19 protein-coding genes are annotated in these 26,341 nt (G+C 71.0%); 13 read left to right on the top strand and 6 right to left on the bottom strand.

Annotation, left to right across the window (positions count from 1 at the left end):
- Positions 1-127 precede the first annotated feature (127 nt).
- The 6 genes from ACWEK3_RS26920 to ACWEK3_RS26895 all read left to right on the top strand — a co-directional run bounded on the left by ACWEK3_RS26920 (position 128) and on the right by ACWEK3_RS26895 (position 9,563).
- The gene (locus ACWEK3_RS26920) at positions 128-1,687 is read left to right on the top strand and encodes a DUF4192 domain-containing protein (RefSeq protein ID WP_453250769.1); all 1,560 of its coding nucleotides are present in this window, start codon (positions 128-130) and stop codon (positions 1,685-1,687) included.
- A gap of 108 nt (positions 1,688-1,795) precedes the next feature.
- Positions 1,796-2,554 carry an NUDIX hydrolase gene (locus tag ACWEK3_RS26915; protein ID WP_361415251.1) on the top strand — a complete coding sequence of 253 codons (759 nt, stop codon included), beginning with the start codon at positions 1,796-1,798 and terminating at the stop codon, positions 2,552-2,554.
- Positions 2,555-2,726: 172 nt separating this feature from the next.
- The gene (locus tag ACWEK3_RS26910; RefSeq protein ID WP_453250768.1) at positions 2,727-5,552 is read left to right on the top strand and encodes an ATP-binding cassette domain-containing protein; all 2,826 of its coding nucleotides are present in this window, start codon (positions 2,727-2,729) and stop codon (positions 5,550-5,552) included.
- A 162-nt stretch (positions 5,553-5,714) separates the two neighbouring features.
- Complete coding sequence (locus ACWEK3_RS26905; RefSeq protein ID WP_453250767.1) at positions 5,715-6,602, top strand: FadR/GntR family transcriptional regulator; 888 nt, start codon at positions 5,715-5,717, stop codon at positions 6,600-6,602.
- 439 nt (positions 6,603-7,041) lie between these two features.
- Complete coding sequence (locus ACWEK3_RS26900; protein WP_450539907.1) at positions 7,042-8,586, top strand: RNA polymerase sigma factor; 1,545 nt, start codon at positions 7,042-7,044, stop codon at positions 8,584-8,586.
- A gap of 119 nt (positions 8,587-8,705) precedes the next feature.
- Complete coding sequence (locus ACWEK3_RS26895; RefSeq protein WP_450539905.1) at positions 8,706-9,563, top strand: serine protease; 858 nt, start codon at positions 8,706-8,708, stop codon at positions 9,561-9,563.
- 96 nt (positions 9,564-9,659) lie between these two features.
- On the opposite strand, the gene ACWEK3_RS26890 is transcribed toward ACWEK3_RS26895, so the two are convergent.
- A complete protein-coding gene (locus ACWEK3_RS26890) occupies positions 9,660-9,890 on the bottom strand; it encodes a DUF7455 domain-containing protein (RefSeq protein ID WP_141357618.1) in 231 nt (76 codons plus the stop codon).
- Positions 9,891-10,333: 443 nt separating this feature from the next.
- On the opposite strand from ACWEK3_RS26890, the gene ACWEK3_RS26885 reads away from it, so the two are divergent.
- The 3 genes from ACWEK3_RS26885 (at position 10,334) to ACWEK3_RS26875 (ending at position 14,757) form a co-directional block, all read left to right on the top strand.
- Positions 10,334-12,457: a DNA gyrase/topoisomerase IV subunit B gene (locus tag ACWEK3_RS26885; RefSeq protein WP_453250766.1), complete on the top strand. Its 2,124-nt coding sequence runs from the start codon at positions 10,334-10,336 to the stop codon at positions 12,455-12,457.
- Between the two features lie 156 nt (positions 12,458-12,613).
- Positions 12,614-13,168, top strand: a complete 555-nt coding sequence (locus ACWEK3_RS26880; protein ID WP_450539900.1) for a DUF485 domain-containing protein — start codon at positions 12,614-12,616, stop codon at positions 13,166-13,168.
- A complete protein-coding gene (locus ACWEK3_RS26875) occupies positions 13,165-14,757 on the top strand; it encodes a solute symporter family protein (RefSeq protein ID WP_453250765.1) in 1,593 nt (530 codons plus the stop codon). The genes ACWEK3_RS26880 and ACWEK3_RS26875 overlap by 4 nt, the downstream gene beginning before the upstream one ends.
- A gap of 265 nt (positions 14,758-15,022) precedes the next feature.
- Here ACWEK3_RS26875 and ACWEK3_RS26870 read toward each other — a convergent pair whose 3' ends face one another.
- Entirely contained in the window at positions 15,023-15,715 is a 693-nt protein-coding gene (locus ACWEK3_RS26870) for a response regulator (protein ID WP_365435899.1), read from the bottom strand.
- 160 nt (positions 15,716-15,875) lie between these two features.
- Here ACWEK3_RS26870 and ACWEK3_RS26865 point away from each other — a divergent pair, with 160 nt between their 5' ends.
- From ACWEK3_RS26865 to ACWEK3_RS26855, 3 genes are all read left to right on the top strand, one after another.
- Positions 15,876-16,691, top strand: a complete 816-nt coding sequence (locus ACWEK3_RS26865; protein WP_390726322.1) for an ABC transporter ATP-binding protein — start codon at positions 15,876-15,878, stop codon at positions 16,689-16,691.
- Entirely contained in the window at positions 16,681-17,544 is an 864-nt protein-coding gene (locus ACWEK3_RS26860; RefSeq protein ID WP_390726323.1) for an ABC transporter permease, read from the top strand. The genes ACWEK3_RS26865 and ACWEK3_RS26860 overlap by 11 nt, the downstream gene beginning before the upstream one ends.
- 76 nt (positions 17,545-17,620) lie before the next feature.
- Complete coding sequence (locus ACWEK3_RS26855; RefSeq protein WP_390726324.1) at positions 17,621-18,682, top strand: ABC transporter substrate-binding protein; 1,062 nt, start codon at positions 17,621-17,623, stop codon at positions 18,680-18,682.
- 52 nt (positions 18,683-18,734) lie between these two features.
- Here ACWEK3_RS26855 and ACWEK3_RS26850 read toward each other — a convergent pair whose 3' ends face one another.
- The 3 genes from ACWEK3_RS26850 to ACWEK3_RS26840 form a co-directional block, all read right to left on the bottom strand.
- Positions 18,735-19,415, bottom strand: coding sequence for a response regulator (locus ACWEK3_RS26850; protein WP_453250764.1), 681 nt, complete (start codon positions 19,413-19,415; stop codon positions 18,735-18,737).
- The gene (locus ACWEK3_RS26845; RefSeq protein ID WP_450542324.1) at positions 19,412-21,112 is read right to left on the bottom strand and encodes an ATP-binding protein; all 1,701 of its coding nucleotides are present in this window, start codon (positions 21,110-21,112) and stop codon (positions 19,412-19,414) included. Before ACWEK3_RS26845 ends, ACWEK3_RS26850 begins: the two co-directional genes overlap by 4 nt.
- Positions 21,113-21,241: 129 nt before the next feature.
- Positions 21,242-22,204, bottom strand: coding sequence for a sucrase ferredoxin (locus ACWEK3_RS26840; protein ID WP_453250763.1), 963 nt, complete (start codon positions 22,202-22,204; stop codon positions 21,242-21,244).
- A gap of 189 nt (positions 22,205-22,393) precedes the next feature.
- Here ACWEK3_RS26840 and ACWEK3_RS26835 point away from each other — a divergent pair, with 189 nt between their 5' ends.
- Complete coding sequence (locus tag ACWEK3_RS26835) at positions 22,394-23,548, top strand: CobW family GTP-binding protein (RefSeq protein WP_453250762.1); 1,155 nt, start codon at positions 22,394-22,396, stop codon at positions 23,546-23,548.
- Here ACWEK3_RS26835 and ACWEK3_RS26830 read toward each other — a convergent pair.
- Complete coding sequence (locus tag ACWEK3_RS26830; protein WP_450542330.1) at positions 23,545-25,998, bottom strand: DNA gyrase/topoisomerase IV subunit A; 2,454 nt, start codon at positions 25,996-25,998, stop codon at positions 23,545-23,547. The genes ACWEK3_RS26835 and ACWEK3_RS26830 overlap by 4 nt on opposite strands.
- Positions 25,999-26,341 lie beyond the last annotated feature (343 nt).

Below are 26,341 nucleotides of genomic sequence, written 5' to 3'. Positions count from 1 at the left end.
GGGCCGGAGCGGGAGCCGAAGCCGGAACCGGAGCCGGAGCTGGAACGCGGGCCGCGGTTGACGTGTCCCCGTCCAGAGTTGTCCACAGGCCCAAGCGGACTTCTGCGATCCGCGAGATCGTCGGCACATGACGAATCACAGCGAAACGACCGGATCCTTCGAAAACGGTGACATCGCGTACGACGGATCCGCCCCCGAACACCAGGTCACCCTCCGCACCCCGGCCGAGCTCGCCGACGCCCTGCCGTATCTCCTCGGGTACCGCCCCGAGGACAGCATCGTCCTGGTCGCGCTGAACGACCGGGGCGGGCGCGGCCGGTTCGGTGGCCGTGCACGGCTCGGCATTCCCACCGGCAAGGACGACTGGCCCTTCGCCGCCCGTCAGCTGGCCCACGGCCTGATCACCGTCAGCGAGCGCAGAGGAGCCAAGCCCGAGCGGATGGTGGCCTTCCTCTGCCAGGAGCCGGCGGCGGGCGAGTCGGGCCGAGACGTCGTGCGGCGGCTGGAGCCGCTGGCCCAGAAACTGCGTACGGAATGCGGCCACCTCGACGTCCCCGTGATCGAGGCGCTGTGCATCTCCGACGGGCGCTTCTGGTCGTACTGCTGCCCGACCGAGGGATGCTGCCCCGACGACGGACTGCCCATGGGGCTGCCCGGCACCTCCGTGCTGGCCGCCGCGGCGGCGTACGCGGGCATCCAGGTCAGAGGCAGCCTGAAGGAGCTGCGGGCCAGGCTGCTGCCCTGGGAGACCGCCGCGGCCCTGGAACAGGAGATCGCCCTGGACGCCGCCGGGCTGTCCCTGGTGCCCAGGATCCTCGACGAGGCCGAGCGCGCGTCGGTGGCCGAGGAGACCCTGAAGCTCGCCGAGCGCGTCATGACCCGGTTCGCCGAGGTGCCCTTCCTGCCCGGTGACGCCCGTGCGGACCTCCGTGACGACCAACTGCTCGACCACGACGAAGCGGCATCGCTGATCCTGGGCCTCCAGGACCGTACGACACGGGACCGCGCTGCCGAGTGGATGGAGGGAGGCGAGGCCGATCCGGCGCTGCGGCTGTGGCGAGCGCTCGCCCGCCGTTGTGTCGGCCCGTACGGAGAGCACGCCGCGGCTCCCCTGACCCTCGCCGGCTGGGTGGCCTGGTCGGCCGGGGACCAACTGGAGGCCCGGGAGGCCCTGGCCATGGCACTGGGCGCGGACCCCGACTACCTCTTCGCCCGCCTCCTGCACCAGGCCTGCAACGAGGGACTCGACCCCGAGTCGGTCCGGCGCTGCCTGCGCGCCGAGCGACAGGGACGCGCACGGTCGAAAACCGCGGACGCCGGTGCGGCAGCGGCAGCGGCAACGGCCGGGGCCGCGACGCCGCAGGGCGAAGCGGCCGCCCGGGGCGAAGCGGCCGCAGGGGCCGACGTGGTCGCGACGGTGTCGCACGAGGCGATCGGAACCGATGGAGACGCTGCCCCGACGGCGCCGGACCCGGCGTCCCGCAGTTGTCGCCGGACGCGCGTGGACGGACCCGCCCCGGCCGGGTCGCGCCCCGCGACCTCGCGGACCGACGGCGCATGCCCGGGTCCCTCCAGGGCGCCGGGTCGTCCGCGTACGCGCACTTCGGGACGGGGTGGTTCACGTCGCCGAGGCGCCGACAAGCCGGGTGCCGACCGGGGGAGCGGCGCTGCCGAGAAGCGCCCGTGAAGGAACGCCCGTGGGGCTCGCGGGGGAGCGGAGGACCGATGTGGATCAGCCATCGATGCGACCGGCGAAGGGAGTGTTTATCGTCAGGCAGACGACTATGATCGCGGCATGCCCTACGACCCGTCAGCCTTTCCGCCTTTCGCCGTCACCGTGGACCTGGTCGTGCTGACCGTGCGCCGTCATTCCCTGTGCGCGCTGGCGGTACGCAGAGGTGAGCCGCCGTTCCAGGGCCGGTGGGCGCTTCCCGGGGGCTTCGTGCGGGCCGATGAGGATCTGGCGCAGGCGGCGGCGCGGGAGCTGGCGGAGGAGACCGGGCTGTGCGTGCACGACCCGTTCGCCCCGGTCCAGGACAATGGCGCGCACCTGGAGCAGCTCGCGACCTACGGCGACCCCAAGCGTGACCCGCGGATGAGGGTCGTCAGCGTCGCTCACCTCGCCCTGGCTCCCGACCTGCCCGCGCCTCGGGCGGGCGGCGACGCCGAACACGCCCGTTGGGCGCCCGTGGAGGAACTGCTGCAACAGGGCGGCTACGGCCGTGACGGAGAGCCGGTGGCGCCGCTGGCCTTCGATCACGCCCAGATCCTCGCGGACGGAGTGGAACGGGCCCGCTCGAAGATCGAGTACTCCTCGCTGGCGACCGCGTTCTGTCCGGCCGAGTTCACCGTCGGTGAACTGCGCCGTGTCTACGAGGGGGTGTGGGGCGTGGCCCTCGACCCGCGCAACTTCCACCGCAAGGTGACGGGCACCCCGGGCTTCCTCGTGCCGACCGGAGGGACGACCACCCGCCAGGGCGGCCGGCCGGCCCAGCTCTTCCGGGCCGGGGGAGCCACCCTGCTCAACCCGCCGATGCTGCGCCCGGAGGTCTGACCCGCGTCCGCCCGTCGCCGTCGTGAGTCGGCGCGTTCCCCAAGTCGGACGCCGGGCCCGCTGAACCGATCCTGTTGCCCCATGGGAGAAGGGAGCCGAGTAACGCCAGCGGATGGCGAATGCGAGGTCTGATACCCGGAAAATCCAGACATGACGCGCTATCTTGCTGCGGGTGATCCAGGCGTTCGGACTGACCAGCGATTCCCGTAAGGGCCTTCCGCCCTCCGTCGAGGACGTTTCCTTCGAAGCGCACGCGGGCCGTGTCACCGCGCTCCTCGGAACGGCGGGCTCGGGCAAGACGACGACGCTCAGGCTCATGCTCGAGCTCCAACAGGGCTGTGGCATCACCTACTTCAGGGGTCACCCCCTGCACCGCATCGCCCATCCCTCGCGCGAGGTCGGCGTTCTCCTGGGCGGCGTCCCAGGACACCCCGCACGCGCGGTCCGTGGCCATCTGCGCATGCTCTGTGCCGCGGCCGGTCTTCCGGCACGACGCGCCGACCAAGTCCTCGAGGCCGTTGGGCTCGTCAGCTTCCGAGAGGAGCGCCTGGGCACTCTGTCCCGAGGGGTGGACCGCCGGCTGGGCCTGGCCTGTGTCCTGCTGGGCGACCCGCACACGCTGGTGCTCGACGCCCCCACCGATGGACTGTCGGCGCGGGAAAGTCGTTGGCTGCACGACGTGCTGCGGGCGCACGTGAACCAGGGCGGTACGGTCCTGTTCACCACGGCCGACCCCAAGGAGGCGGCCCGCGCCGCCGACCGTGTCGTCACGCTCGAACGTGGCAGGCTCGTCGCGGATCAGGAGGCCGCGGACTTCGCCCGCCACCGGCTGCGCCCCCGAGTCGCCGTGCGCAGCCCGCACGCCTCCCGCCTCGGAGCCCTCCTGGCCAAGGAGGCCCGTACCGCCCGCCGCTCCGTCGAGGTCGTACGCGAGAGTGGCAACCGTCTGTTCGTCTACGGCAGTACGTGTGCCGATGTCGGCGAGGCCGCGTTCCGTCACGGCATCCTCATCCACCAACTCGCCGACGAGGTGGGTGACATGGGCGCCGGTTCGGGTTCAGCGCCTTCGGCCGCGGAGCCGGCCGAGGGGCCCCGGGCCGAGGTCACGGTGACGACGCCCCCCGACGGGCAGCAGCCGTCCGCTGTCGTACCGGCCGCGGGGAAGAGGCAGCCGTCCGCGGCCGCTCTCGCGGCGAGCGCCGCAGCCGTCTCGCGCTCCGAGGGGACACGGCTCGCGGGAGGTGAAGACAGCGCGTACGCCCCTTCGGCCGGAGACGGCGGCTCCGTCAGCCGGAGCTTGGAGGAACCGTCCGTCACCACGCACTCGGGGGAGCCGCTCGTCGGCACGAGCGAGACGCCGTCGGTCACTCCCCGTCCCGACAATGCGTCAGGCACCGCACACGCCCTCGGCGTACCCCTGGAGCCGCGGGCGAAGGTGGCTTCCCCCGCGACTCACACGGGAAGCCGAGTTCCGGCGGCCGGCCCAGGCGAAGGGGCGTCCGTCGCTCGTCCCGACGGCCCGGATCTCACGACCGGTTCCGATGGCCCGGAGATCACCACTCACCCCGACGACCCGGTCGCCCTCACCGGTGCCGGTGCCTCGGGGGCCACCACCCACCCCGGCGGTGCGGCCCACACCCATGGTTCCCAGCCGCCGGGACCGGCCGCCAGTCCCGAGGACAGGACCCCTGCCGCCGCTTCCCTGCCCCTCGACTCCACTGTCGGCTTCGAAACCCGCGACTCGACCAGCGGCTCCGAAGCCCTCGGCCCCGCCACCGCCACCGCCCCCGAACCCCGCGACTCGACCGCCGACTCCGAGGCCAGGGCCGCCACGGGCACGACCACCGCCACCGCCCCTGGCGCCGCCCGCACCTCCTCGCCCTCCCGGGAATCGTCCGCACCTGCGGAAGCCCTGGACGGAGCCGCCGCGACAACCCCGCGACCCGATCAACCCCCCGCCGAGCAGCGGGCGGCCACGCACCCCGCGGCCGACCACTCCGCGAACGGGCAGCCTCCGAACGGCCACCCCACGAACGCGCACCCAGCGGCCGGGCAGCCTGCGACCGGCCATCCCGCGGCCGCGCGCCCCGCGAACGGGCATCCCGCGGCCGCGCGCCCCGTGACCGGACATCCCGCACCCGCGCAGCCCTCGATCCCGACCCCTCGCCCCGCCGAGGCCGCCGCGCTCGATGCCTCGTCCGCTCTCCCGCCCCCGATCTCCGTGCGCCCCGGCCCCAGCCCCCTGCGCCCCCTGCGGTACGAGCTGCGTCGAGCCGCCGGTGTGCGCACCGGCTTCCTCGTCGGTGCCGCCGTCCTCGTCTGCTCCGCCGTCACGGCCCTGGTCATGGGGCGGATGGGCCACGCCCCCCAGCCCCGGCTGCTGGCGGCATGGCCGGAGCAACTGCCCCTGCCGCCGGCGGCGCTCGGCGCCGGGCTGCTCGGCGCGCTCGCCTTCGGCGACGAGTTCCGCCACCCTGCGCTGGCGGCGGACCGGGGCACCGTCCCGCGCCGGCTCGGGCTGCTCACCGCGAAGCTGATCGTGGCCACCGCGACCGCGCTGCTGCTCGCCTTCCTCACGGTCGGCTGCAACGCCGAAGTGCTCTATGCCGTGTACGGGCAGGAACTCACCCAGGTTCCTGGCGACTGGCTCTGGCTGAGCGTGAGTTGGATCAGCCTCGTGGTGGGATGCGCCTGGGCCGGCGTGCTGGCCGGAGGGGTGTTCCGATCCACCACGGGAGGGCTCGCGGCCGTGCTCTCCGTACCGGTGCTCGTCGTACCCCTGGTGCAGTGGGCGATGGGAGGGAAGGCGTGGAACGCCGCCGGTCTGCCCGCCCGGCTGCGCCGGCTCTTCCTGCTCCAGTGGCCCTTCGGCGGTGACCGCTACCTGGCCGCCGTGGCGCGGATGATCGCCCAACCCGTGGGCGGTGCTCTGGCGTTGACGCTCGTCGCGCTGTTGTGCGCGTACCTGCTGACAGCCCTGCGGAGCCGGACCCGATGACAGGGGTTCGCTCCCTTTCGGTCGGGCTCTGCACGCAACTTCCCAGGGAGAGCCCATTTCTTTCCGATAAGGCGTCAATTGGGGCGAAGTGAGCGATCACCCTTTCGTGTGCTTTTCACCAAAGACCTCAAGGGAGTTGGAGACGGCGCCGACAAAGGATCCGTGAGTACCCTTGCGCACACCATGATGACCGCCGCCCGCTCCACAGACTCTGGTCTCACCGGCCCGGGCGGACTCGACCGTTACCCCTACTCCGAGGCGCCCGCTCCCGACCGCGTCGCGAGCCCAACCTGGGAGGGCGCCGACCCGGAACTGGGACGTGTGGGCCGGCGCACCGCGGGCAGTCGTGGCCGCGGACTGCACGGCCAACTCGTCCAGCAGCTGGGTCAGATGATCGTCTCCGGGGACCTGGGCGCCGACCGTCCACTGGTGCCCGAGGAGATCGGCCAGCGCTTCGAGGTCTCCCGTACCGTCGTCCGCGAGTCGCTCCGGGTCCTGGAGGCCAAGGGCCTGGTCAGCGCCCGCCCGAACGTCGGCACGCGGGTGCGGCCGGTCAGCGACTGGAATCTCCTCGACCCGGACATCATCGAGTGGCGGGCTTTCGGGCCGCAGCGCGACGACCAGCGCCGCGAGCTCAGCGAGCTGCGCTGGACGATCGAGCCGCTCGCCGCGCGCCTCGCCGCCGGGCACGGGCGCGAGGACATCCAGCAGCGCCTGTCCGACATGGTCGAGATCATGGGGCACGCCCTGGGACAGGGCGACGCGCTCACCTTCTCCCGCGCGGACGCCGAGTTCCACTCGCTGCTCATCCAGATCGCGGGCAACCGGATGCTGGAGCACCTCTCCGGGATCGTCTCGGCCGCCCTCCAGGTGTCCGGCGGCCCCGTCACGGGCTGCGACCGGCCGAACGAGGCCTCCCTGGCGCAGCACGCCCGGATCGTCGACGCGATCGCGAGCGGCGACGGCACCGCGGCGGAGGGCGCCATGCGCCAACTGCTCACGGTGCACCCGGAGGTCGAGCGGGTGGTCCCCGCGCCGCGCGAGCACTGAACCGCTCGAGCGTCGGTCCCTGCGTGGGCGGCACGGCTGGGGCCCTGCCGTCCTCCGGCGGGGCCCCGTGAGGGGCGGTTCGCCGGCCGACCGCGGGTGCGCATCCCTCCGCGATCCGGCGGGGGCCACAAGGGACCGGGGCGAGCCGCCGGTGGGGTCGTGTTCGTGGCAACCACCCCACTCCATCTGCCCACGTCTGGCCGTTTTTACGCACTTACGGGGTGTGACTGGGGCCACGCAGATTGGGCGTAACACTCCTGGGTACAACGCGATGACCTAAGAGGTGACAGCCGCGGAGGGAATACGGACGCCGTACACGGCGCTGTGCAACTTCCCGGCCCCCAACCGCGCCGTCGGCCCAATCCCCAGGCCGGTGGTCGGCTCCTGTCCGCGATGGACGGGGCCGGAAGCCGTTTTCCAACGTTCCGAGAGGTTGTTCGTGTCGGCCAGCACATCCCGTACGCTCCCGCCGGAGATCGCCGAGTCCGTCTCTGTCATGGCGCTCATTGAGCGGGGAAAGGCTGAGGGGCAGATCGCCGGCGACGATGTGCGTCGGGCCTTCGAAGCTGACCAGATTCCGGCCACTCAGTGGAAGAACGTACTGCGCAGCCTCAACCAGATCCTCGAGGAAGAGGGTGTGACGCTGATGGTCAGTGCCGCGGAGCCCAACAAGCGCACCCGAAAGAGCGTCGCAGCGAAGAGTCCGGCCAAGCGCACCGCCACCAAGACGGTCGCGGCGAAGACGGTGACCACCAGGAAGGCCACCGCCACCGCCGCTCCGGCGGCGCCCGCCGCCGGCGCGTCCGTCGAGGAAGAGGCCGCCGCGAAGAAGACGGCGGCCAAGAAGACGACGGCCGCCAAGAAGACGGCGGCCAAGAAGACGACGGCCGCCAAGAAGACGGCGGCCAAGAAGACCACCGCCGCCAAGAAGGACGACGTCGAGCTCATCGAGGACGAGGCGCTCGAGGAGGTCAAGGGCGCGGCGGAGGAGCCCGAGGGCGCCGAGAGCGCCGGCTTCGTGCTCTCCGACGAGGACGAGGACGACGCTCCCGCCCAGCAGGTCGCCGCGGCCGGCGCCACCGCCGACCCGGTGAAGGACTACCTCAAGCAGATCGGCAAGGTCCCCCTGCTCAACGCCGAGCAGGAGGTGGAGCTCGCCAAGCGCATCGAGGCGGGCCTCTTCGCCGAGGACAAGCTGGCGAACTCCGACAAGCTCGCCCCCAAGCTCAAGCGCGAGCTGGAGATCATCGCCGAGGACGGCCGCCGCGCCAAGAACCACCTCCTGGAGGCCAACCTCCGTCTGGTGGTCTCCCTGGCCAAGCGCTACACCGGCCGCGGCATGCTCTTCCTGGACCTCATCCAGGAGGGCAACCTCGGTCTGATCCGCGCGGTGGAGAAGTTCGACTACACCAAGGGCTACAAGTTCTCCACGTACGCCACCTGGTGGATCCGTCAGGCGATCACCCGCGCGATGGCCGACCAGGCCCGCACCATCCGTATCCCGGTGCACATGGTCGAGGTCATCAACAAGCTCGCGCGCGTGCAGCGCCAGATGCTCCAGGACCTGGGCCGCGAGCCCACCCCGGAGGAGCTGGCCAAGGAGCTCGACATGACCCCGGAGAAGGTCATCGAGGTCCAGAAGTACGGCCGCGAGCCCATCTCGCTGCACACCCCGCTGGGCGAGGACGGCGACAGCGAGTTCGGCGACCTCATCGAGGACTCCGAGGCGGTCGTGCCGGCCGACGCGGTCAGCTTCACGCTGCTCCAGGAGCAGTTGCACTCGGTCCTCGACACCCTGTCCGAGCGTGAGGCGGGCGTCGTCTCCATGCGCTTCGGTCTCACCGACGGTCAGCCGAAGACCCTCGACGAGATCGGCAAGGTCTACGGCGTCACGCGTGAGCGGATCCGTCAGATCGAGTCCAAGACCATGTCGAAGCTGCGCCACCCGTCGCGTTCGCAGGTGCTGCGCGACTACCTCGACTAGTCCAGGCATATGACACCGAGGGCCCGGCCCCCTGCGGGGGGCCGGGCCCTCGTGCTGCGCGTCGCGCCACTGTGCATGACTCTGGGTGTTCCGTGATCGCCTGAGAGTGAGGAGCATCCATGCGACGCCGTATTGCCCGTGCCCTGATCGGGCCGCTGGTCCTGGCGGCCGCCGAAGGCGCGATACCGCTGGCCGCGGCGGCGCCCGTCGCCGCCGACAGCGTTGTCGTCGGCGGATTCCCCGTCGATGTGTCGCAGAGCCCGTGGACCGTGGCGCTCTCCAGTCGTGACCGGTTCGGAGGCACCCGTGCGGGGCAGTTCTGCGGGGGCGTGGCCATCGGCCGCACCGCGGTGCTCACGGCGGCCCACTGTCTGTCCAGTGAGGCCGTGGGCGCGCCACCGACGCCGGATCTGAAGGTGATCACGGGACGTACGGATCTGCTCTCCGATCAGGGCAAGGAGGTCTCCGTGCGCGGCACCTGGGTCAATCCGCGTTACGACTCCACCACCAATGCCGGTGACTTCGCCGTGCTCACTCTTGCCGAGCCGTTGCCACAGAGTGCGGTCATCCCCATGGCGGGTGCGGGCGACCCGGCGTACTCGCCGGGCACGAGCGCCACGGTCTACGGATGGGGGGACACCACGGGTACCGCCGCCTATGCCCACAGCCTGCATGGCGCGTCTCTCCACGTCCTGCCCGACGCCGAGTGCAAGAAGGCCTATCCGGGCACCAGCGAGGGCAAATACCTGCCTCAGAGCATGCTGTGCGCGGGGGAGACCGCCGGGGGCCGGGACGCGTGTCAGGGGGACAGCGGGGGCCCGCTGGTCGCACAAGGGCGGCTGATCGGGCTTGTGTCCTGGGGCAGCGGCTGCGGGCGCGCCGGGAGCCCCGGCGTCTACACGCGTGTGTCCGAGGTGGTCCGGGCGCTGAGCCGGGCCGGCTCGAAGGCGCCCCACCTGTCGCCAGGCAAGTCCTGACCGGCGTCACGGGTCACGAGGACGGGCGGTCGCTCCTGGGTGCCAGGAGCGACCGCCCGTTCGCCGGCCTGCGCCGGAGGCTCGTCGGGCGGGATGTCAGCGCTCTTCTTCGGAGGCGTTCGCCGGAACGGAGGTCAGGCGCTCGGTCTCGTCCTGTATCTCGGCGGCGATCTTCTTGAGTTCTGGCTCGAACTTGCGACCGTGGTGGGCGCAGAAGAGCAGTTCTCCGCCGCTCAGCAGGACGACGCGCAGGTATGCCTGGGCGCCGCAGCGGTCGCAGCGATCAGCGGCCGTCAGTGGGCTCGCGGGGGTCAGAACAGTAGTCACGTCGCCTCTTCTCTAGCTCGACGAGCTGTCGTACCAGGGTCAACATCCAACCAGCCCCAAACGTTCCCGATCGTGGCTTTTCCTCGAAGATTCTTCTTCGGGGCGGTCGGCTGCTGCCGGTTTGGCGGCGAATGTGCCGTATTGCGTGTCTATGTGTCGTACGGGTTCGCGCTGTCGGTCATGGTCGGTCCTCCCCGGCCGGGTTGCCGGTTGTTTCATGAGGACGTGCCCGGAGCCTAAATGGTTCATGCCTCGAAGGGAACGTGATATGTGCTTCACTCGGCTGAAGGATCGAACGTGTATGCGACTCTCTACTAGTCTGTGTTTCTGCCGAGGGTTGCGTTACAAGGGCTCTACCAGGCCTCGGTACTCTCTGAGCGGCTACCCGAGCCGTGCCCTTACCCATCAGGGCCCCATCTGAAATTCAGCGAGGAGCGAACCGCGTGACCGCCGAGACGTCCGTGCCGTCCACAGCGCTGCTGGCAGGAGCAGACCGCGACGGTTCCAACTACACCGCTCGGCACCTGCTCGTCCTCGAGGGACTCGAAGCCGTGCGCAAGCGCCCCGGCATGTACATCGGGTCGACCGACAGCCGCGGTCTGATGCACTGCCTGTGGGAGATCATCGACAACTCCGTCGACGAGGCCCTCGGCGGCTACTGCGACCACATCGAGGTCGTCCTGCACGACGACGGCTCGGTGGAGGTGCGGGACAACGGCCGCGGCATCCCGGTCGACGTCGAGCCCAAGACGGGTCTGTCCGGCGTCGAGGTCGTGATGACCAAGCTGCACGCGGGCGGCAAGTTCGGCGGCGGCTCCTATGCCGCCTCCGGCGGTCTGCACGGCGTCGGCGCCTCCGTGGTCAACGCCCTGTCCGCCCGGCTGGACGTGGAGGTGGACCGCGGCGGCCACACCCACGCCATCAGCTTCCGGCGCGGTGTGCCCGGCGCGTTCACGGCGGGCGGACCCGACGGCAGGTTCGAGGCCGGGAGCGGGCTGCGCAAGGCCAAGAAGATCCCCAAGACCCGCAGCGGCACCCGTGTGCGCTACTGGGCCGACCGCCAGATCTTCCTCAAGGACGCCAAGCTGTCCCTGGAGAACCTGCACCAGCGCGCCCGCCAGACGGCGTTCCTGGTGCCCGGGCTGACCATCGTCGTCCGTGACGAGTACGGCCTCGGCGACGGCGGCAGCAAGGGCGAGGAATCCTTCCGCTACGACGGCGGCATCAGCGAGTTCTGCGAGTACCTGGCGAGCGACAGGGCGGTCTGCGACGTCCTCCGCTTCAGCGGGCACGGGACCTTCAAGGAGACGGTCCCGGTCCTCGACGACCACGGCCAGATGACGCCCACCGAGGTCACCCGCGAGCTCGGCGTCGACGTCGCCATGCGCTGGGGGACCGGCTACGACACGACGCTGCGGTCCTTCGTCAACATCATCGCCACTCCCAAGGGCGGCACGCACGTGGCCGGCTTCGAGCAGGCCGTCGCCAAGACCATGAACGAGGTGCTGCGCGCCAAGAAGATGCTGCGCGTCGCCGAGGACGACATCGTCAAGGACGACGCCCTGGAGGGCCTCACCGCGGTCGTCACGGTCCGCCTGGCCGAGCCCCAGTTCGAGGGCCAGACCAAGGAGGTCCTCGGCACCTCGGCGGCCCGCCGCATCGTCAACAACGTCATCACCAAGGAGCTCAAGGCGTTCCTGACCTCCACCAAGCGCGACGCCGCACAACAGGCGCGCGTGGTGCTGGAGAAGGCCGTCGCCGCGGCCCGCACGCGGATCGCCGCCCGCCAGCACAAGGACGCGCAGCGCCGGAAGACGGCCCTGGAGTCCTCGTCGCTGCCGGCCAAGCTCGCCGACTGCCGCAGTGACGACGTCGACCGCAGCGAGCTGTTCATCGTCGAGGGCGACTCCGCGCTCGGTACCGCGAAGCTGGCGCGGACCTCCGAGTTCCAGGCGCTGCTGCCGATCCGCGGCAAGATCCTCAACGTGCAGAAGTCCTCCGTCACGGACATGCTGAAGAACGCCGAGTGCGGCGCGATCATCCAGGTGATAGGAGCCGGCTCGGGCCGTACCTTCGACCTGGACACGGCCCGCTACGGCAAGATCATCATGATGACCGACGCCGACGTGGACGGCTCCCACATCCGGACCCTGTTGCTGACGCTGTTCCACCGCTACATGCGCCCCATGGTGGAGGCGGGCCGGGTGTTCGCCGCGGTGCCGCCGCTGCACCGCATCGAGCTGATCCAGCCGAAGAGGGGCCAGGACAAGTACGTCTACACCTACTCGGACCGCGAACTGCGCGACAAGCTGCTCGAGTTCGAGAGCAAGGGCGTGCGGTACAAGGACTCGATCCAGCGCTACAAGGGCCTCGGTGAGATGGACGCCGACCAGCTCGCGGAGACCACCATGGATCCGCGCCACCGCACCCTGCGCCGGATCAACCTCTCCGACCTGGAGGCCGCCGAGCAGGTCTTCGACCTCCTGATGGGCAACGACGTGGCACCCCGCAAGGAGTTCATCGCCAGCTCGGCCGCGACCCTGGACCGCTCGCGCATCGACGCCTAGGGCACCGGTCCCTTCCGGCGCGGGTCTTCCCTTCGGGGGAGGCCCGCGCCGACGTGTCGGTGCCGGCGCGGCCACCGACGGGGATGAGTCACCTGATGGGGTGAAGAGCGGGGGGAAGAGAAGTCAGGGAACTTCCGGTTCTGTCCATCCTTGGGCATGCAGTCAAGCAACGACCGCTTCCGTGCCGGCGGTGACGGTCCCGGGAACGGACCCGAAACCGACGAAGGCCAGGACCCGCAGCCCGAGGACATCAGGTACCGCGACCCGTGGTACGACGCGCTGGCCTCCGGCTGGGGTGACGACAACGGCACGGGAGCCCCCACCGCACCGGTACCGGTGGCTCGCCGGGAGGAGCGGACCGGGCCGGGGGACGGTACGGCGGCCGAGGCCTACCTCGAGGTGCAGCGCAGCGCGGCCTTCCAGGAAGTGCGCAGCCGCTACCGGCGGTTCGTGACGCCGGCGGTCGCCCTCTTCCTCGTCTGGTACGTGAGCTACGTCGTGACCGCCACGACCGCGCCGGGGTTCATGGCGCGGCCGGTGGCCGGCGCGGTGAACGTGGGGATGCTGGCGGGCCTCGGGCAGTTCCTCAGCACCTTCCTGCTCGCCTGGGCCTACGCCCGGCACGCACGGCTGCGCAGGGACCGGGCGGCGCTCGAACTGCGCTGGGACACCCAGGAGCTGACGCGTGGCGCACTCGGTGGTGACTCGTGACGGGCAACCACCAGACGCTGGCACTGGTGCTGTTCAGTGTGTTCGTGGCGGTCACCCTGGGGATCACCACCTGGGTGAGCCGCAACCGGCACGGATCGGCGGAGGAGTTCTACGCGGGCGGGCGGCTGTTCTCACCCATGGAGAACGGTTTTGCCGTCGCGGGCGACTACGCGTCGGCCGCCTCCTTCCTCGGAGTCCCCGGACTGATCGCCCTGTTCGGCTACGACGGGGTGCTGTACGTGGTGGGCTTCTTCGTGGCCTGGCTGGTCGTGCTCTTCCTCGTCGCCGAACTGGTCCGCAACTGCGGGCGGTTCACGCTCGCCGACGTGGTCGCGGCACGGATGAGCGAGCGGCCGGCGCGGATCGCGGCGGGAACCTCCTCGGTCACCGTGTCCGTTCTGTATCTGGTGGCGCAGATGGTGGGCGCGGGCAGCCTGGTGGCGCTGCTCCTGGGCAGGACCGGCGCAGGGGTGCAGGCCTGGACCGTCATCGGCGTCGGCGCGCTGATGGTGATCTACGTGTCGTTGGGAGGGATGCGGGCCACCACCTGGATCCAGATCGTCAAGGCGGTCCTGATGCTGGGCGGCACCGTCGTGCTGACCGTGCTCGTCCTGGTCAGGTTCCACGGCGACATCGACCGGCTGCTGCTCACCGCGGCCGAGCGCAGCGGCCACGGGGACGCCTTCCTGGTGCCCGGACTGAAGTACGGCGGGGACCTGACCGCGCGCCTGGACTTCATCAGTCTCGGACTGGCGCTGGTGCTCGGCACGGCGGGGCTGCCGCACATCCTGTCCCGCTTCTACACCGTGCCGACGGCGCGGGCCGCCCGGCGCTCGGTGATCTGGTCCATCGGGCTGATCGGCGGCTTCTACCTGATGGCGATCGTCCTCGGCTTCGGTGCGGCCGCGATCGTGGGACCGGACGCCCTGCGCGGGTCCAACGCGGCCGGGAACACGGCGGTCCCGCTGCTGGCCCTCGACCTCGGCGGCGGCGCCGACTCCGCGGCGGGGACGGTCCTGTTCGCGGTGGTGGCCGCGGTCGCCTTCGCCACGATCCTCGCGGTGGTCGCCGGGATCACGCTCGCCTCCTCGGCGTCGGTGGCCCACGACCTGTACGCGTCGCTGCGGCGCCGCGGTGCCCGGCAGCGCGGCGAGGTGGCCGTGGCGCGCGTCGCCGCGGTCGGCATCGGCGTGGTCGCGATCGCCCTCGGCCTGCTCGCCCGCAACCTCAACGTGGCCTTCCTGGTGGGCCTCGCGTTCGCCGTCGCCGCCTCGGCGAACCTGCCGGTGCTGCTCTACTCGCTGTTCTGGCGCGGCTTCACGACCCGCGGCGCGGTGTGGGCCGTGTACGGCGGGCTGATTCCCGCGCTCGGGCTCGTCGTGCTCTCCCCGGTGGTCTCCGGCAGCCCCGACGCGCTGTTCCCGGGCGTCGACTTCCAGCTCTTCCCGCTGGAGAACCCCGGCATCGTCTCCGTACCGCTGGGATTCCTCGCCGGCTGGCTGGGCACCGTCACCTCCACCGAGGCGCCGGACGAGGCCAAGCACGCCGAGACGGAGGTGCGGTCGCTGACGGGCGCGGGGGCCGTGTAACGACGCACGGCGGCGTACTGCCGTGCGGCCCGGGGCCGGGCTAGGGCTGTGACTGGAAAGGTTTGCCGGGAAGCTCGCGGCGTCCGGTGCTGGGGGTACCTCCCGCGCCGTTCAGGCTGTGGGGAAGCATGGCGAGGCGGAGCGTCGCCTGCGTACTGGATGTACTCGGGTGATGCGACAACGCGGCGTGGGGGTACCCCCGGCCGAAGGCTGGGGGAGTGCCGTGCCGGACGCCGCGGGCCGGTGAACCTTTCCGGTCGAAGCACTAGGGCGCCACCCAGGCGTAGCGGTGCTCCGGCCGACCCGTGTCGCCGTACTTCAGGGACAGGCGCAGGCGTCCGGCCTGTTCCAGGTGGCGCAGGTAGCGCTGGGCGGTGGAGCGGCTCAGGCCGGTGCGGGCGGCCACCTCGTGGGCGGACAGGGGCTGGTCGGCGTGGTGCAGCACACCGCAGATGAGGTCCGTCGTCGGTTCCGAGTGGCCGCTGGGCAGCCCCGGGGACGGGGGCGCGGGCGCGGTGCGCAGGGCGCCGAAGATCCGGTCCACCTGCTCCTGCCCGGTGACGCCGTGTCCGCCGACGCGGTCGACGGTGCGGCGCAGGGCGGCGTAGGACTCCAGGCGGGTGCGCAGCGCGGCGAAGGTGAACGGTTTGACCAGGTAGTGCAGCGCGCCCAGGCGCATCGCCTGCTGGACGGTCGCCACGTCCCCGGCTGCCGTGATCATGATGACGTCGGTACCGATGCCCTGTTCCCGCATGCGGTGGACGAGTTCCAGACCCGTGCGGTCGGGCAGGTAGTGATCGAGCAGGACCAGGGCGATGCCTCCGCGCTGCACGGTGGTCAGGGCCTGTGCGGCACTGTGCGCGCGGGCGGTGACCCGGAAGCCGGGAACCTTTCCCACGTACTTGGCGTTTATCTCAGCGACACGGTAGTCGTCGTCGACCACCAGGACGTCAATCATCGGGCCTCTTTCCCTCAAGGCCACATGGGCTTTGAGCCGTTGTTCGGCTCCGTTGTTGTAGCGCGCGCAAAACGAGCACAACAGGTGCTTGCGAGCAAAAGAACGGCTTGCGCTCAGAAGACTGCTGCTGTGGCCGGGGCCACATCTACCGTCCCGGGTCATGAGCACAGACACCAGCCCCGCCATCGAACTGCGGGGCGCCAGCAAGACGTTCAGGACCCCGTCAGGGGGCCTGCACACGGCCGTCAGGGACCTCGACCTCACGGTGCGCCGCGGCGAGTTCGTGGCCGTGGTCGGCCCCACCGGCTGCGGCAAGTCGACCACCCTGACCCTGGTCAGCGGGCTGGAGGAGCCCACCGAGGGTGACGTGCTGGTGGCCGGTGAGCCGGTGCACGGCGTCGGCGGCAAGGTCGGCTTCGTCTTCCAGCAGGACGCCACCTTCCCCTGGCGCTCGGTGCTGTCCAACGTGATGGCCGGGCCGCGATTCCGCGGCGTGCCGAAGGCCGAGGCGAAGGAGAAGGCCCGCGCCTGGCTGGCCAGGGTCGGACTCGCCGCCTTCGAGGACCGCTACCCGCACCAGCTCTCCGGCGGCCAGCGCAAGCGTGTCGCCCTCGCCTCCACCTTCGTCAACGACCCCGAGATCCTGCTGATGGACGAGCCCTTCTCGGCGCTCGACGTGCAGACCCGGGCGCTGATGTCGGACGAGCTCCTGGAGCTGTGGGAGGGCACGGGCGCCTCGGTCGTCTTCGTCACCCACGACCTGGAGGAGGCCATCGCCCTGGCCGACAAGGTCGTCGTCATGACCGCCGGCCCCGCGACCGTGAAGCAGGTCTTCGACATCGGCCTGCCGCGGCCGCGCAAGGTCGAGCAGGTGCGCCTGCAGCCGGAGTTCATCGACATCTACCGCGAGATCTGGGAGTCGCTCGGCGAAGAGGTCCGCATCACCCGTGAAAGAGGTGCCGCCCATGTCGCCTGAGGTTCTCAGCACTCCGGTCGCCGAAACGGTCAAGACCCCGGACCGCGCGCACTCCAGGGCCCGCGCCGCCCGCAAACGCAAGGTGGCCGTCGGCTCCGCCCGCGTCCTGGTGCTGGTGGCCGTGCTCGGCCTGTGGGAGGCACTGTCCCGGGCCGAGGTCATCGATCCGTTCAACTTCTCGATGCCCTCGAAGATCTGGGACCAGATCTGGACCTGGATCATGCACGGCACCTCGCTCGGCTCACTCGGCGAGCAGATCTGGTACACGCTCTACGAGGCGCTGCTCGGCTGGGTGTTCGGTGTGGTGGCCGGTGTGATCCTCGGTATCGCACTGGGCCGCATCACGTTCCTCGCCGACGTCCTCGGCCCCTACATCAAGGTCCTCAACTCCATCCCGAGGATCGTCCTCGCCCCGATCTTCGTGATCTGGTTCGGCCTCGGACCGGTCTCCAAGGTCGCCTCGGCCGTGGTCCTGGTCTTCTTCCCGGTGTTCTTCAACGCCTTCCAGGGCGCCCGTGAGGTCGACCGCAACCTGGTGGCCAACGCCCGGATCCTTGGCGCGAGCGACCGTAGGGTGACGCTCCAGGTGGTCATCCCGTCCGCGACCTCGTGGATCTTCACCAGCCTGCACGTCAGCTTCGGCTTCGCCCTCATCGGCGCGATCGTCGGCGAGTACATCGGCGCCACCAAGGGCATCGGCCTGCTCGTCGCGCAGTCCCAGGGCACCTTCAACGCGGCCGGTGTGTACGCCGCGATGGTCATCCTCGCCGCGGTGGCGCTCGTCGCCGAGGGGCTGCTCACCTTCGCCGAGCGCCGCATCTTCCGCTGGAAGCCGACGGACTCCGGAGACTGACGGCCCACTGCCGTACCGGCCCTCCGCCGAAGCCTTTCCTCTTCTCGCACCGCCTCTCACAAGGACGTGAACCTTCATGCGCAAGACCGCCAGATTCGCTGCGTCGGCCGCCGCCGGCCTGCTCGCCCTGTCCTCCCTCACCGCCTGCGCCAACGATCAGGCCAGCTCCACCACCGACTCCGGCAAGGGTGGAGGCGGCGGCAAGGGCGAGCACGTCAAGATCATGGTGGGTGGCCTGGACAAGGTCATCTACCTGCCCGCGATGCTCACCCAGCGCCTCGGCTACTTCGCCGACGAGGGCCTGGACGTCGAGCTGCTGAGCGAGCCCGCCGGTGTCCAGGCCGAGACCGCGCTCGTCTCCGGCCAGGTCCAGGGCGCCGTCGGCTTCTACGACCACACCCTGGACCTGCAGGTCAAGGGCAAGAGTGTCGAATCCGTGGTGCAGTTCTCGCACGCGCCCGGCGAGGTGGAGGTCGTCTCCAACAAGGCGGCGAGCAAGATCACTTCACCGAAGGACTTCAAGGGCAAGAAGCTCGGCGTCACCGGCCTCGGCTCCTCCACCGACTTCCTCACCAAGTACCTGGCGGTCAAGAACGGGGTGAAGATCAGCGAGTTCACGCCGGTCGCCGTCGGCGCAGGCCCGACCTTCATCTCCGCGCTTGAGAAGGGCTCCATCGACGCCGGCATGACGACCGATCCGACCGTCGCGACGATCCTGGACAAGAAGGCGGGCAAGGTCCTGATCGACATGCGGACGCCCGAGGGGTCGCAGGAGGCGCTAGGCGGTCCGTACCCGTCGTCCAGCCTGTACATGCAGACGGACTGGGTCAACAGCCACAAGGAGACCGTCCAGAAGCTGGCCAACGCGTTCGTCAAGACGCTCAAGTGGATGTCCACCCACAGCGCCGACGAGATCGCCGCCAAGATGCCCGCCGACTACTCCCAGGGCAACAAGACGCTCTACGCGGAGGCGATCAAGAGCACGCTGCCGATGTTCACCAAGGACGGCGTCATGCCGGCGAACGGCCCGGAGACCGTGGAGAAGGTGCTCGAGGCGTTCAAGCCCGAAATCAAGAACGGCAACGTGGACCTCAGCAAGACGTTCACCACCGAGTTCGTTGAGAAGGCCGCGGGCTGACATCCGTATGCAAGGGGGGCACGGCCTCTTCCCCTCCCCCCGAGCCGTGGCCTCAGTCGCGGGCCGCCCACACGTAACGGTGTTCCGGGCGGCCCGCGCCGCCGTACTTCAGCGTCAGCCGGGCCCGTCCGGTGCGCTCCAGGAACTTCAGGCAGCGCTGGGCGGTCTGCCGGCTCACCCCGGTCCGCTCGGCGACCTCCTGGGCCGACAGGGGCCCGTCGGCCCGTATCAGGGTCCGGCGGACGAGTTCGGTGGTGGCGGGGGAGTGCCCCTTGGGCAGACCGGGTTCCGGCGCCGCCGACAGGGCCCCGAAGAGCCGGTCGACCTCGGCCTGTTCGGCCTCGCCGCCACCGTCCAGGACACGGCGCAGCGCCGCGTACGCCTCCAGCCTGGACCGCAGCCCGGCGAAGGTGAAGGGCTTGATCAGGTACTGCAGCGCACCGTGCCGCATCGCCGCCTGCACGGTCGACACGTCCCGGGCAGCCGTCACCATGATCACGTCGGTCCGCAGGCCGCGACCGCGCATCTCCCGTACGACCGACAGTCCCGTGTCGTCGGGCAGGTAGTGGTCCATGAGGACCAGGTCGAGCCGCGGCAGCGTCTCGAGCCGGCGCAGTGCCTCGGCCGCGCTGTGCGCCTCACCGGCGACGCGGAAGCCCGGCACCTTCTCCACATAGGCGGCGTTGACCTGCGCGACCCGGAGGTCGTCGTCCACGATCAGGACCTCGATCACCGCTCCCCCTCATCCTCGCCGGTCCCGGCGGCGGTCCCGGCGGCGGGGCCGAGGACGTGGCCGAGGGCGGGTTCCAGCGCCGGCTCCGGCTCGGCGAGCGCCTCGGGCAGTACGACCGTGAACTCCGCGCCGCCGCCGTGCGCCTCGCCCACCGCGACGGTTCCGCCCTGCCGCTCGGCGAGCCTGCGCACCAGGGACAGGCCGATACCGCGCCTGCCGTGCGCCGGCGGCTGCTTGGTGGACCACCCCTCCGTGAAGATCAGGTCGCGCCGGCCCGCCGGGACCCCGGGCCCGGTGTCGCGCACCCGGAGCACGGCGGTACGTGTCTCCGCGCGCAGTTCGACCTCCACGCGCGCGTGGGGGGTCGCCGCGACGGCGTCGAGCGCGTTGTCGACCAGGTTGCCGACGATCGTCACCAGCCCCCTTGGGTCGACGACCCGGTCCGGCAGGTGCGTGAGGTCCGACAGCCACAGCGCGACCCCGCGCTCGGCCGCGACGGTCGCCTTACCGACCAGCAGGGCGGCGAGCAGCGGGTCCTGGATCTTCTCGGTGACCTGCTCGGCGGTGGCCCGGTGGTCGCCGACCACCTCTCCGACGAACTCCACGGCGTCGTCGTACATCTCCAGCTCCAGCAGCCCGAGCAGCGTGTGCATGCGGTTGGCGTGCTCGTGGTCCTGGGCGCGCAGGGCGTCGATCAGGCCGCGTGTCGAGTCCAGCTCCCGGCCCAGCTCCTCCAGTTCGGTGCGGTCGCGCAGGGTGGCGACGGCACCCCCGTCGTCGGTCGGCATCCGGTTGGCGACCAGGACACGCTGCCCGCGCACGGTGAGCAGGTCCGTGCCCGTCACCCGCCCGGCCAGGACGTCGGTCGTACGGCCCTCCCCGAGCGCCTCGTCGAGCGACCGGCCGACCGCCTCGTCGCCGAGGCCGAGCAGCCGCTGTGCCTCGTCGTTGAGCAGCCGGATCCGCCCGACGCGGTCCAGGGCCACGACCCCTTCCCGGATGCCGTGCAGCATGGCCTCGCGCTCGGCGAGCAGCGCCGCGATGTCCGAGAAGGCCAGGTCCCTCGTCTGCCGCTGGACCCGCCGGGAGATCAGCCACGCGGCCAGCGCGCCCGCGGCCAGGGCGCCGCCGGCGTAGGCGAACAGACCAGGGATGGCGTCGATCAGCTTGGCCCGCACGCTGTCGTAGGCGATGCCGACCGACACCGCCCCCACGATGCGGTGGTCCGCGTCGTACAGGGGCACCTTGCCGCGTGCCGAGCGCCCCAGCGTGCCGGTGTCGATCTCCATGACCTTCCGGCCGGCCAGGGCCGTCTTGGGAGACGTCGACACGTGCTGGCCGACCTCCTCCGGATCCGTGTGCGACCAGCGCGTGCCCCGCGTGTCCATCACCACGACGTACTCGGCGCCGGTCGCCTTCCGGATCCGTTCCGCCTCCCGCTGCACGGGACCGTCGACGCTCGGGGCGGTGTGCTGGAGGTCCCGTGCGATCTGCTGGTTCTCGGCGGTGGTCTCGGCGATGGCGAGCGCCCGGCGCATCGCCTGCTCGTCCAGTTGGTGGCCCAGCGGCGCGAGGAACAGGCCGGTCGCGAGCACGGCGACTCCCGCGGCGATCGCCAGCTGCATCAACAACACCTGCGAGAAGACGCGTCGTGGCAGGCCCAGCCGCCGGCGGCGCGCGGGAGGAGAGACGCTCATGACCATGACAGTACGTCGGGGCGCGGGTGCTGCTCCCGGGGTGTGGCGCGGATCTCCTGCCGTGCGCCTCAGTGGCCGGCCCCCGGACGGTCAGCCGTTCAGCCGTTCAGCCGTTCAGCCGTTCAGCCGTCAGCCGTCAGCCGTCAGCCGCGCGGTCGCCAGTTCGCGGACGGCGACCACCTCCATGCGCGTCGGCCCGCCCAGCAGCGACGCACCGCAGCTCTCCGGGTGCGGCGGCAGAGCGGCCTCCTGGCTCACGGTCACGTGCCAGCGGCGTCCGTCGGCATGGGCGACGGTGACCTCCCAGCACGGCGCCGGGCCGTCGGTGGGCACGTCGTCGGTGCGCACGACGCTCAGCGCGTCCGGCCGGTACTCTCCCGCCGTCTCCCTCACCGCCAGTTCCGCGGCCTGTCCCGGCCGTTCCCAGGCCGTGCGGCCCCGGCAGCCGTCGAGGACCACCCGGCCCTCGCCCACACCGTGCAGGACCTCCTTGACGGCGTGGGCCTCGGCCCGGCCATAGGCGTATCCGAACGGCAGCACGAGCAGCGTCGGCGAGAAGCGGTGACCGCCCAGGTGCGTGACCTCCCAGACGCCCTGAACCCCGGAGGCGGCGAGTTCGGCCGCGAGGGGGCGGCCGAGCAGGGCGCAGCACTGGTCCCGCTTGCCGTTGGTGCACACCAGTGCGAGCGGATCGCCTGTGTGGGGCCCGCCCTGGAGCGCGGCGTCGAAGGTGTGGTGGTCACCCCTGCCCAGGGCGGCGAAGTCGATGCCCAGCAGGCGCTCCGGGTCGGCGGTCATGGCGCTGCGCAGCCATACGTTTCCCGGGACAGTGTGTGCCGCGTACACATGCCGTACGGACTGGGTGCGGCGGTCGGCGTGCCGCCCCGGACGGCGGATGAGCGCGATCCGGACGCCGGTGCCCCGCGCCGCGCGCTCCAGCGCACGCCCGAGCGCGGGGTCCAGGTGGCTCGAAGTGAGTGCCTTGGCACCCCAGGGACCGGGCTGTTCAAGCAGCAGCCATGTCGTCGCCGTGGCCGCGGTGGCGGCCATCGGCTCGTCGAGCTGCCGGGAGGCGGTCGAGCACGTACTCACACAGGTGAGCCTAACCTGACTCGCGCCGGATCCACTTCAGGCCGCCGGGGTGATCTCCTCCGGAAGTCGCCGCAACGGCGGATCCGGCAGTCGTGATGCGCACGGCTCGTATCCTTGGTCGGCATTCCATCCTCGTGCGTGCGCCGGGCCGTGAGCCGGTGCACGCGTCGGCGTGAGAGAGGTCGAACGGTGAGTCAGCCGAGCCGGAACCCGAGTCCGAGTCGCAGCGCGGCGCAGATCCCGGTCGTGGTGCTCGCCGGATTCCTCGGCTCGGGGAAGACCACGCTCCTCAACCATCTGCTGCACCGCGGCGGCGGCAGCCGCATCGGCGCGATCGTCAACGACTTCGGGGCCGTCGAGATCGACGCCATGGCGGTCGCGGGAGCCCTCGGGGACTCCACCGTCTCCCTCGGCAACGGGTGCCTGTGCTGCGCGGTCGACGCCAGTGAACTCGACGTGTACCTCGACCGGTTGACGAGCCCGGCCGCCGGTATCGACGTCGTCGTCATCGAGGCCAGCGGACTCGCCGAGCCCCAGGAACTCGTCCGCATGGTGCTGGCGAGCGAGAACCCCAGGGTCGTCTACGGCGGGCTCGTCGAGGTCGTCGACGCCGCCGAGTTCGGCGACACCCGCGCGAGGCATCCCGAGATCGACCGGCATCTGGCGCTCGCCGACCTCGTCGTGGTCAACAAGACCGACCGGGCCGCGGACGGCGAGAAGGTGCTCGGAATCGTACGGTCCCTGGTCGACGGGGCCGCCGTCGTCCCGGCCTCGTACGGCAGGGTGGACCCCGAGTTCCTCTTCGACTGCCGGCCGAGCGAGGAGCGGGTCGGGCAGCTCTCCTTCGACGACCTGCACATGCCCGACGCGGAGGACGCCCACGACCACCACGCCGGGCATCTGCACGCCGGCTACGACAGCCTCTCCTTCGTCTCCGACGTGCCGCTCGCCCCCCGTCGGCTGATGCGGTTCCTGGACAGCCGCCCCGACGGGCTCTACCGGATCAAGGGATACGTCGGCTTCGGCCCGTACGATGCGCGCAACCGCTACGCCGTGCACGCCGTCGGGCGCTTCCTGCGCTTCTACCCCGAGCCCTGGCCGGACGGCGAGCCCCGCCTCACCCAGCTCGTGCTCATCGGTTCCGGCATCGACGCGGGAGCCCTCGGCAAGGAACTGGAGGCGTGCAAGCAGGACGCCCCACACGCCGACGAGCACGGCATGTGGGGCGTCCTGCGCTACGTACGGGACCCCGAGGGGCACGACCCCGAGGACCCGGACCTTCCGGACCCGGCGGACCCGAGCCTGGCGGACCCGGGACCGGACCCCGCGGAAGTGTCGGCCTAGACGGGCCCGGCGACCACCGCCACCGTCTTCGGCAGCGACACGCCCGAGCCGTCGCGGCGCGGGTCGACCTCCGGGAGTTCGGCCGGGCTGCCGTTCTTCTGGGCGGCCAGGACCGGGGTGGGACCCGCCCAGGCGAAGGCCAGGCAGTCCTCGCCCTTCAGGAACCGCTGGCAGCGCACGCCGCCGGTGGCGCGGCCCTTGCGCGGGTACTGGTCGAACGGCGTGACCTTGCCCGTCGTCTGCACGGAGTCGTCCAGCGTGCCGCGCGAGCCGGCCACGGTGAAGACGATCGCGTCAGCGGCCGGATCGACGGCCGTGAACGAGATGACCTTGGCGCCCTCGGTGAGCTTGATGCCGGCCATACCGCCGGCCGCGCGGCCCTGCGGGCGGACCTGGGAGGCCTGGTAGCGCAGGAGCTGGGCGTCGTCCGTGATGAAGACCAGGTCCTCCTCACCGGTGCGCAGCTCGACCGCGCCCACGATCCGGTCACCCTCCTTGAGCGTGACGACCTCCAACTCCTCCTTGTTGGAGGGGTAGTCGGGGACGACCCGCTTGACGACACCCTGTTCGGTGCCGAGCGCCAGGCCCGGCGACGACTCGTCCAGCGTGGTCAGGCAGACCACGGTCTCGTCGTCCTCCAGGGTGACGAACTCCGCCAGCGGCGCGCCGCCGGCGAGGTTCGGCGCCGACGTCGTCTCCGGCAACTGCGGCAGGTCGACGACGTTCACGCGGAGCAGGCGGCCCGCCGACGTCACCACGCCCACCTCGCCCCGGGCGGTCGCCGGGACCGCCGAGACGATCACGTCGTGCTTCTGCCGCTTGCCGTCCCCGCGCGCGAACGGGTCGCCGTTCGCCGTGCGGGCCATCAGGCCGGTCGAGGACAGCAGGACGCGGCACGGGTCGTCCGCCACCTGCAACGGCACCACGGCGGCCGGGGAGTCGCTCGCCTCCAGCAGCATCGTGCGCCGCGGAGTGCCGAACTTCTTGGCGACCGCGGCCAGTTCGGCCGAGACCAGCTTGCGCAGCTCCGCGTCGGACTCCAGGATCCGGGTCAGCTCCTCGATCTCCGCGACGAGCTTGTCCTTCTCCGCCTCCAGCTCGATGCGGTCGTACTTGGTCAGACGGCGCAGCGGGGTGTCCAGGATGTACTGGGTCTGGACCTCGCTCAGCGAGAAGCGCCGCATCAGGCGCTCCTTGGCCTGCGCGGAGTTCTCGCTGGAGCGGATCAGACGGATGACCTCGTCGATGTCCACCAGCGCGGTGAGCAGGCCCTCCACCAGGTGCAGCCGGTCGCGCCGCTTGCGCCGGCGGTACTCGCTGCGGCGCCGTACGACCTCGAAGCGGTGGTCGAGGTAGACCTCCAGCAGCTCCTTCAGGCCGAGCGTGAGCGGCTGGCCGTCGACCAGGGCGACGTTGTTGATGCCGAAGGACTCCTCCATCGGCGTCAGCTTGTAGAGCTGCTCCAGGACGGCCTCCGGCACGAAGCCGTTCTTGATCTCGATGACCAGGCGCAGTCCGTGCTCGCGGTCGGTGAGGTCCTTGACGTCGGCGATCCCCTGGACCTTCTTCGAACCGACCAGGTCCTTGATCTTGGCGATGACCTTCTCCGGGCCCACGGAGAAGGGCAGCTCGGTGACGACCAGCCCCTTGCGGCGCGCCGTCACGGTCTCCACCGAGACCGTCGCGCGGATCTTGAAGGTGCCGCGGCCGGTCTCGTAGGCGTCCCTGATCCCGGACAGGCCGACGATCCGGCCGCCGGTCGGCAGGTCCGGGCCCGGGACGTGCCGCATCAGGGCGTCCAGGTCGGCGTTGGGGTGGCGGATCAGGTGGCGGGCGGCCGCGATGACCTCGTTGAGGTTGTGCGGGGGCATGTTCGTGGCCATGCCGACGGCGATGCCCGAGGAGCCGTTCACCAGCAGGTTCGGGAAGGCGGCCGGCAGGGCCACCGGCTCCTGCTCCTGGCCGTCGTAGTTGGGGGCGAAGTCGACGGTGTCCTCGTCGATGGACTCCGTCATCAGACCCGTGGCCTCGGCCATCCGGCACTCGGTGTACCGCATGGCGGCCGGCGGGTCGTCGTTGCCCAGCGAGCCGAAGTTGCCGTGGCCGTCGACGAGCGGGACACGCATCGAGAAGGGCTGGGTCAGACGCACCAGGGCGTCGTAGATCGACGCGTCGCCGTGCGGGTGCAGCTTGCCCATGACCTCGCCGACGACGCGCGCGCACTTCACGTAGCCGCGGTCGGGGCGAATCCCCATCTCGTTCATCTGGTAGACGATGCGGCGGTGCACCGGCTTGAGTCCGTCCCGGGCGTCCGGCAGGGCGCGGGAGTAGATGACCGAGTACGCGTACTCGAGGAAGGAGCCCTGCATCTCGTCGACGACGTCGATGTCGAGGATCCTCTCCTCGTACGCGTCGTCGGGCGGCGGGGTCTTCGTGCTGCGGCGGGCCATCGCTGCCGGCTCCTTGCTGAAGCGTGACGGGATCTGACGCGGACCATTGTGGACCGCGCGACCGACAACGCGGACCACGCCCCGTCCCCACAGGGCCGTTCCGTGATCCCGTCCCGCCTCCGGGGCGTCTCCCGCCGTCGGCTGCCGCGCCTTTTCCATCCCGTGGCCCTTGAGGGCGGTGGTGCTTCTGTGGCGCGTGTGAAGCCCCTTCGCGTCCCTTCCCGCCCCGCCGCCGTGGCGCGTGGCTTTGTCTCGCTCTCGGCGTACGGGTCGTGGGAACTTCGCCAGGGGTCCGCACGCTTGCATACAGTGGCAGGACCGGCAGGAAAAGGGCGGTTCGCAG

This window comes from Streptomyces sp. NPDC004721 (assembly GCF_053601495.1).
This window is presented reverse-complemented; position numbering and strand designations above follow the sequence as displayed.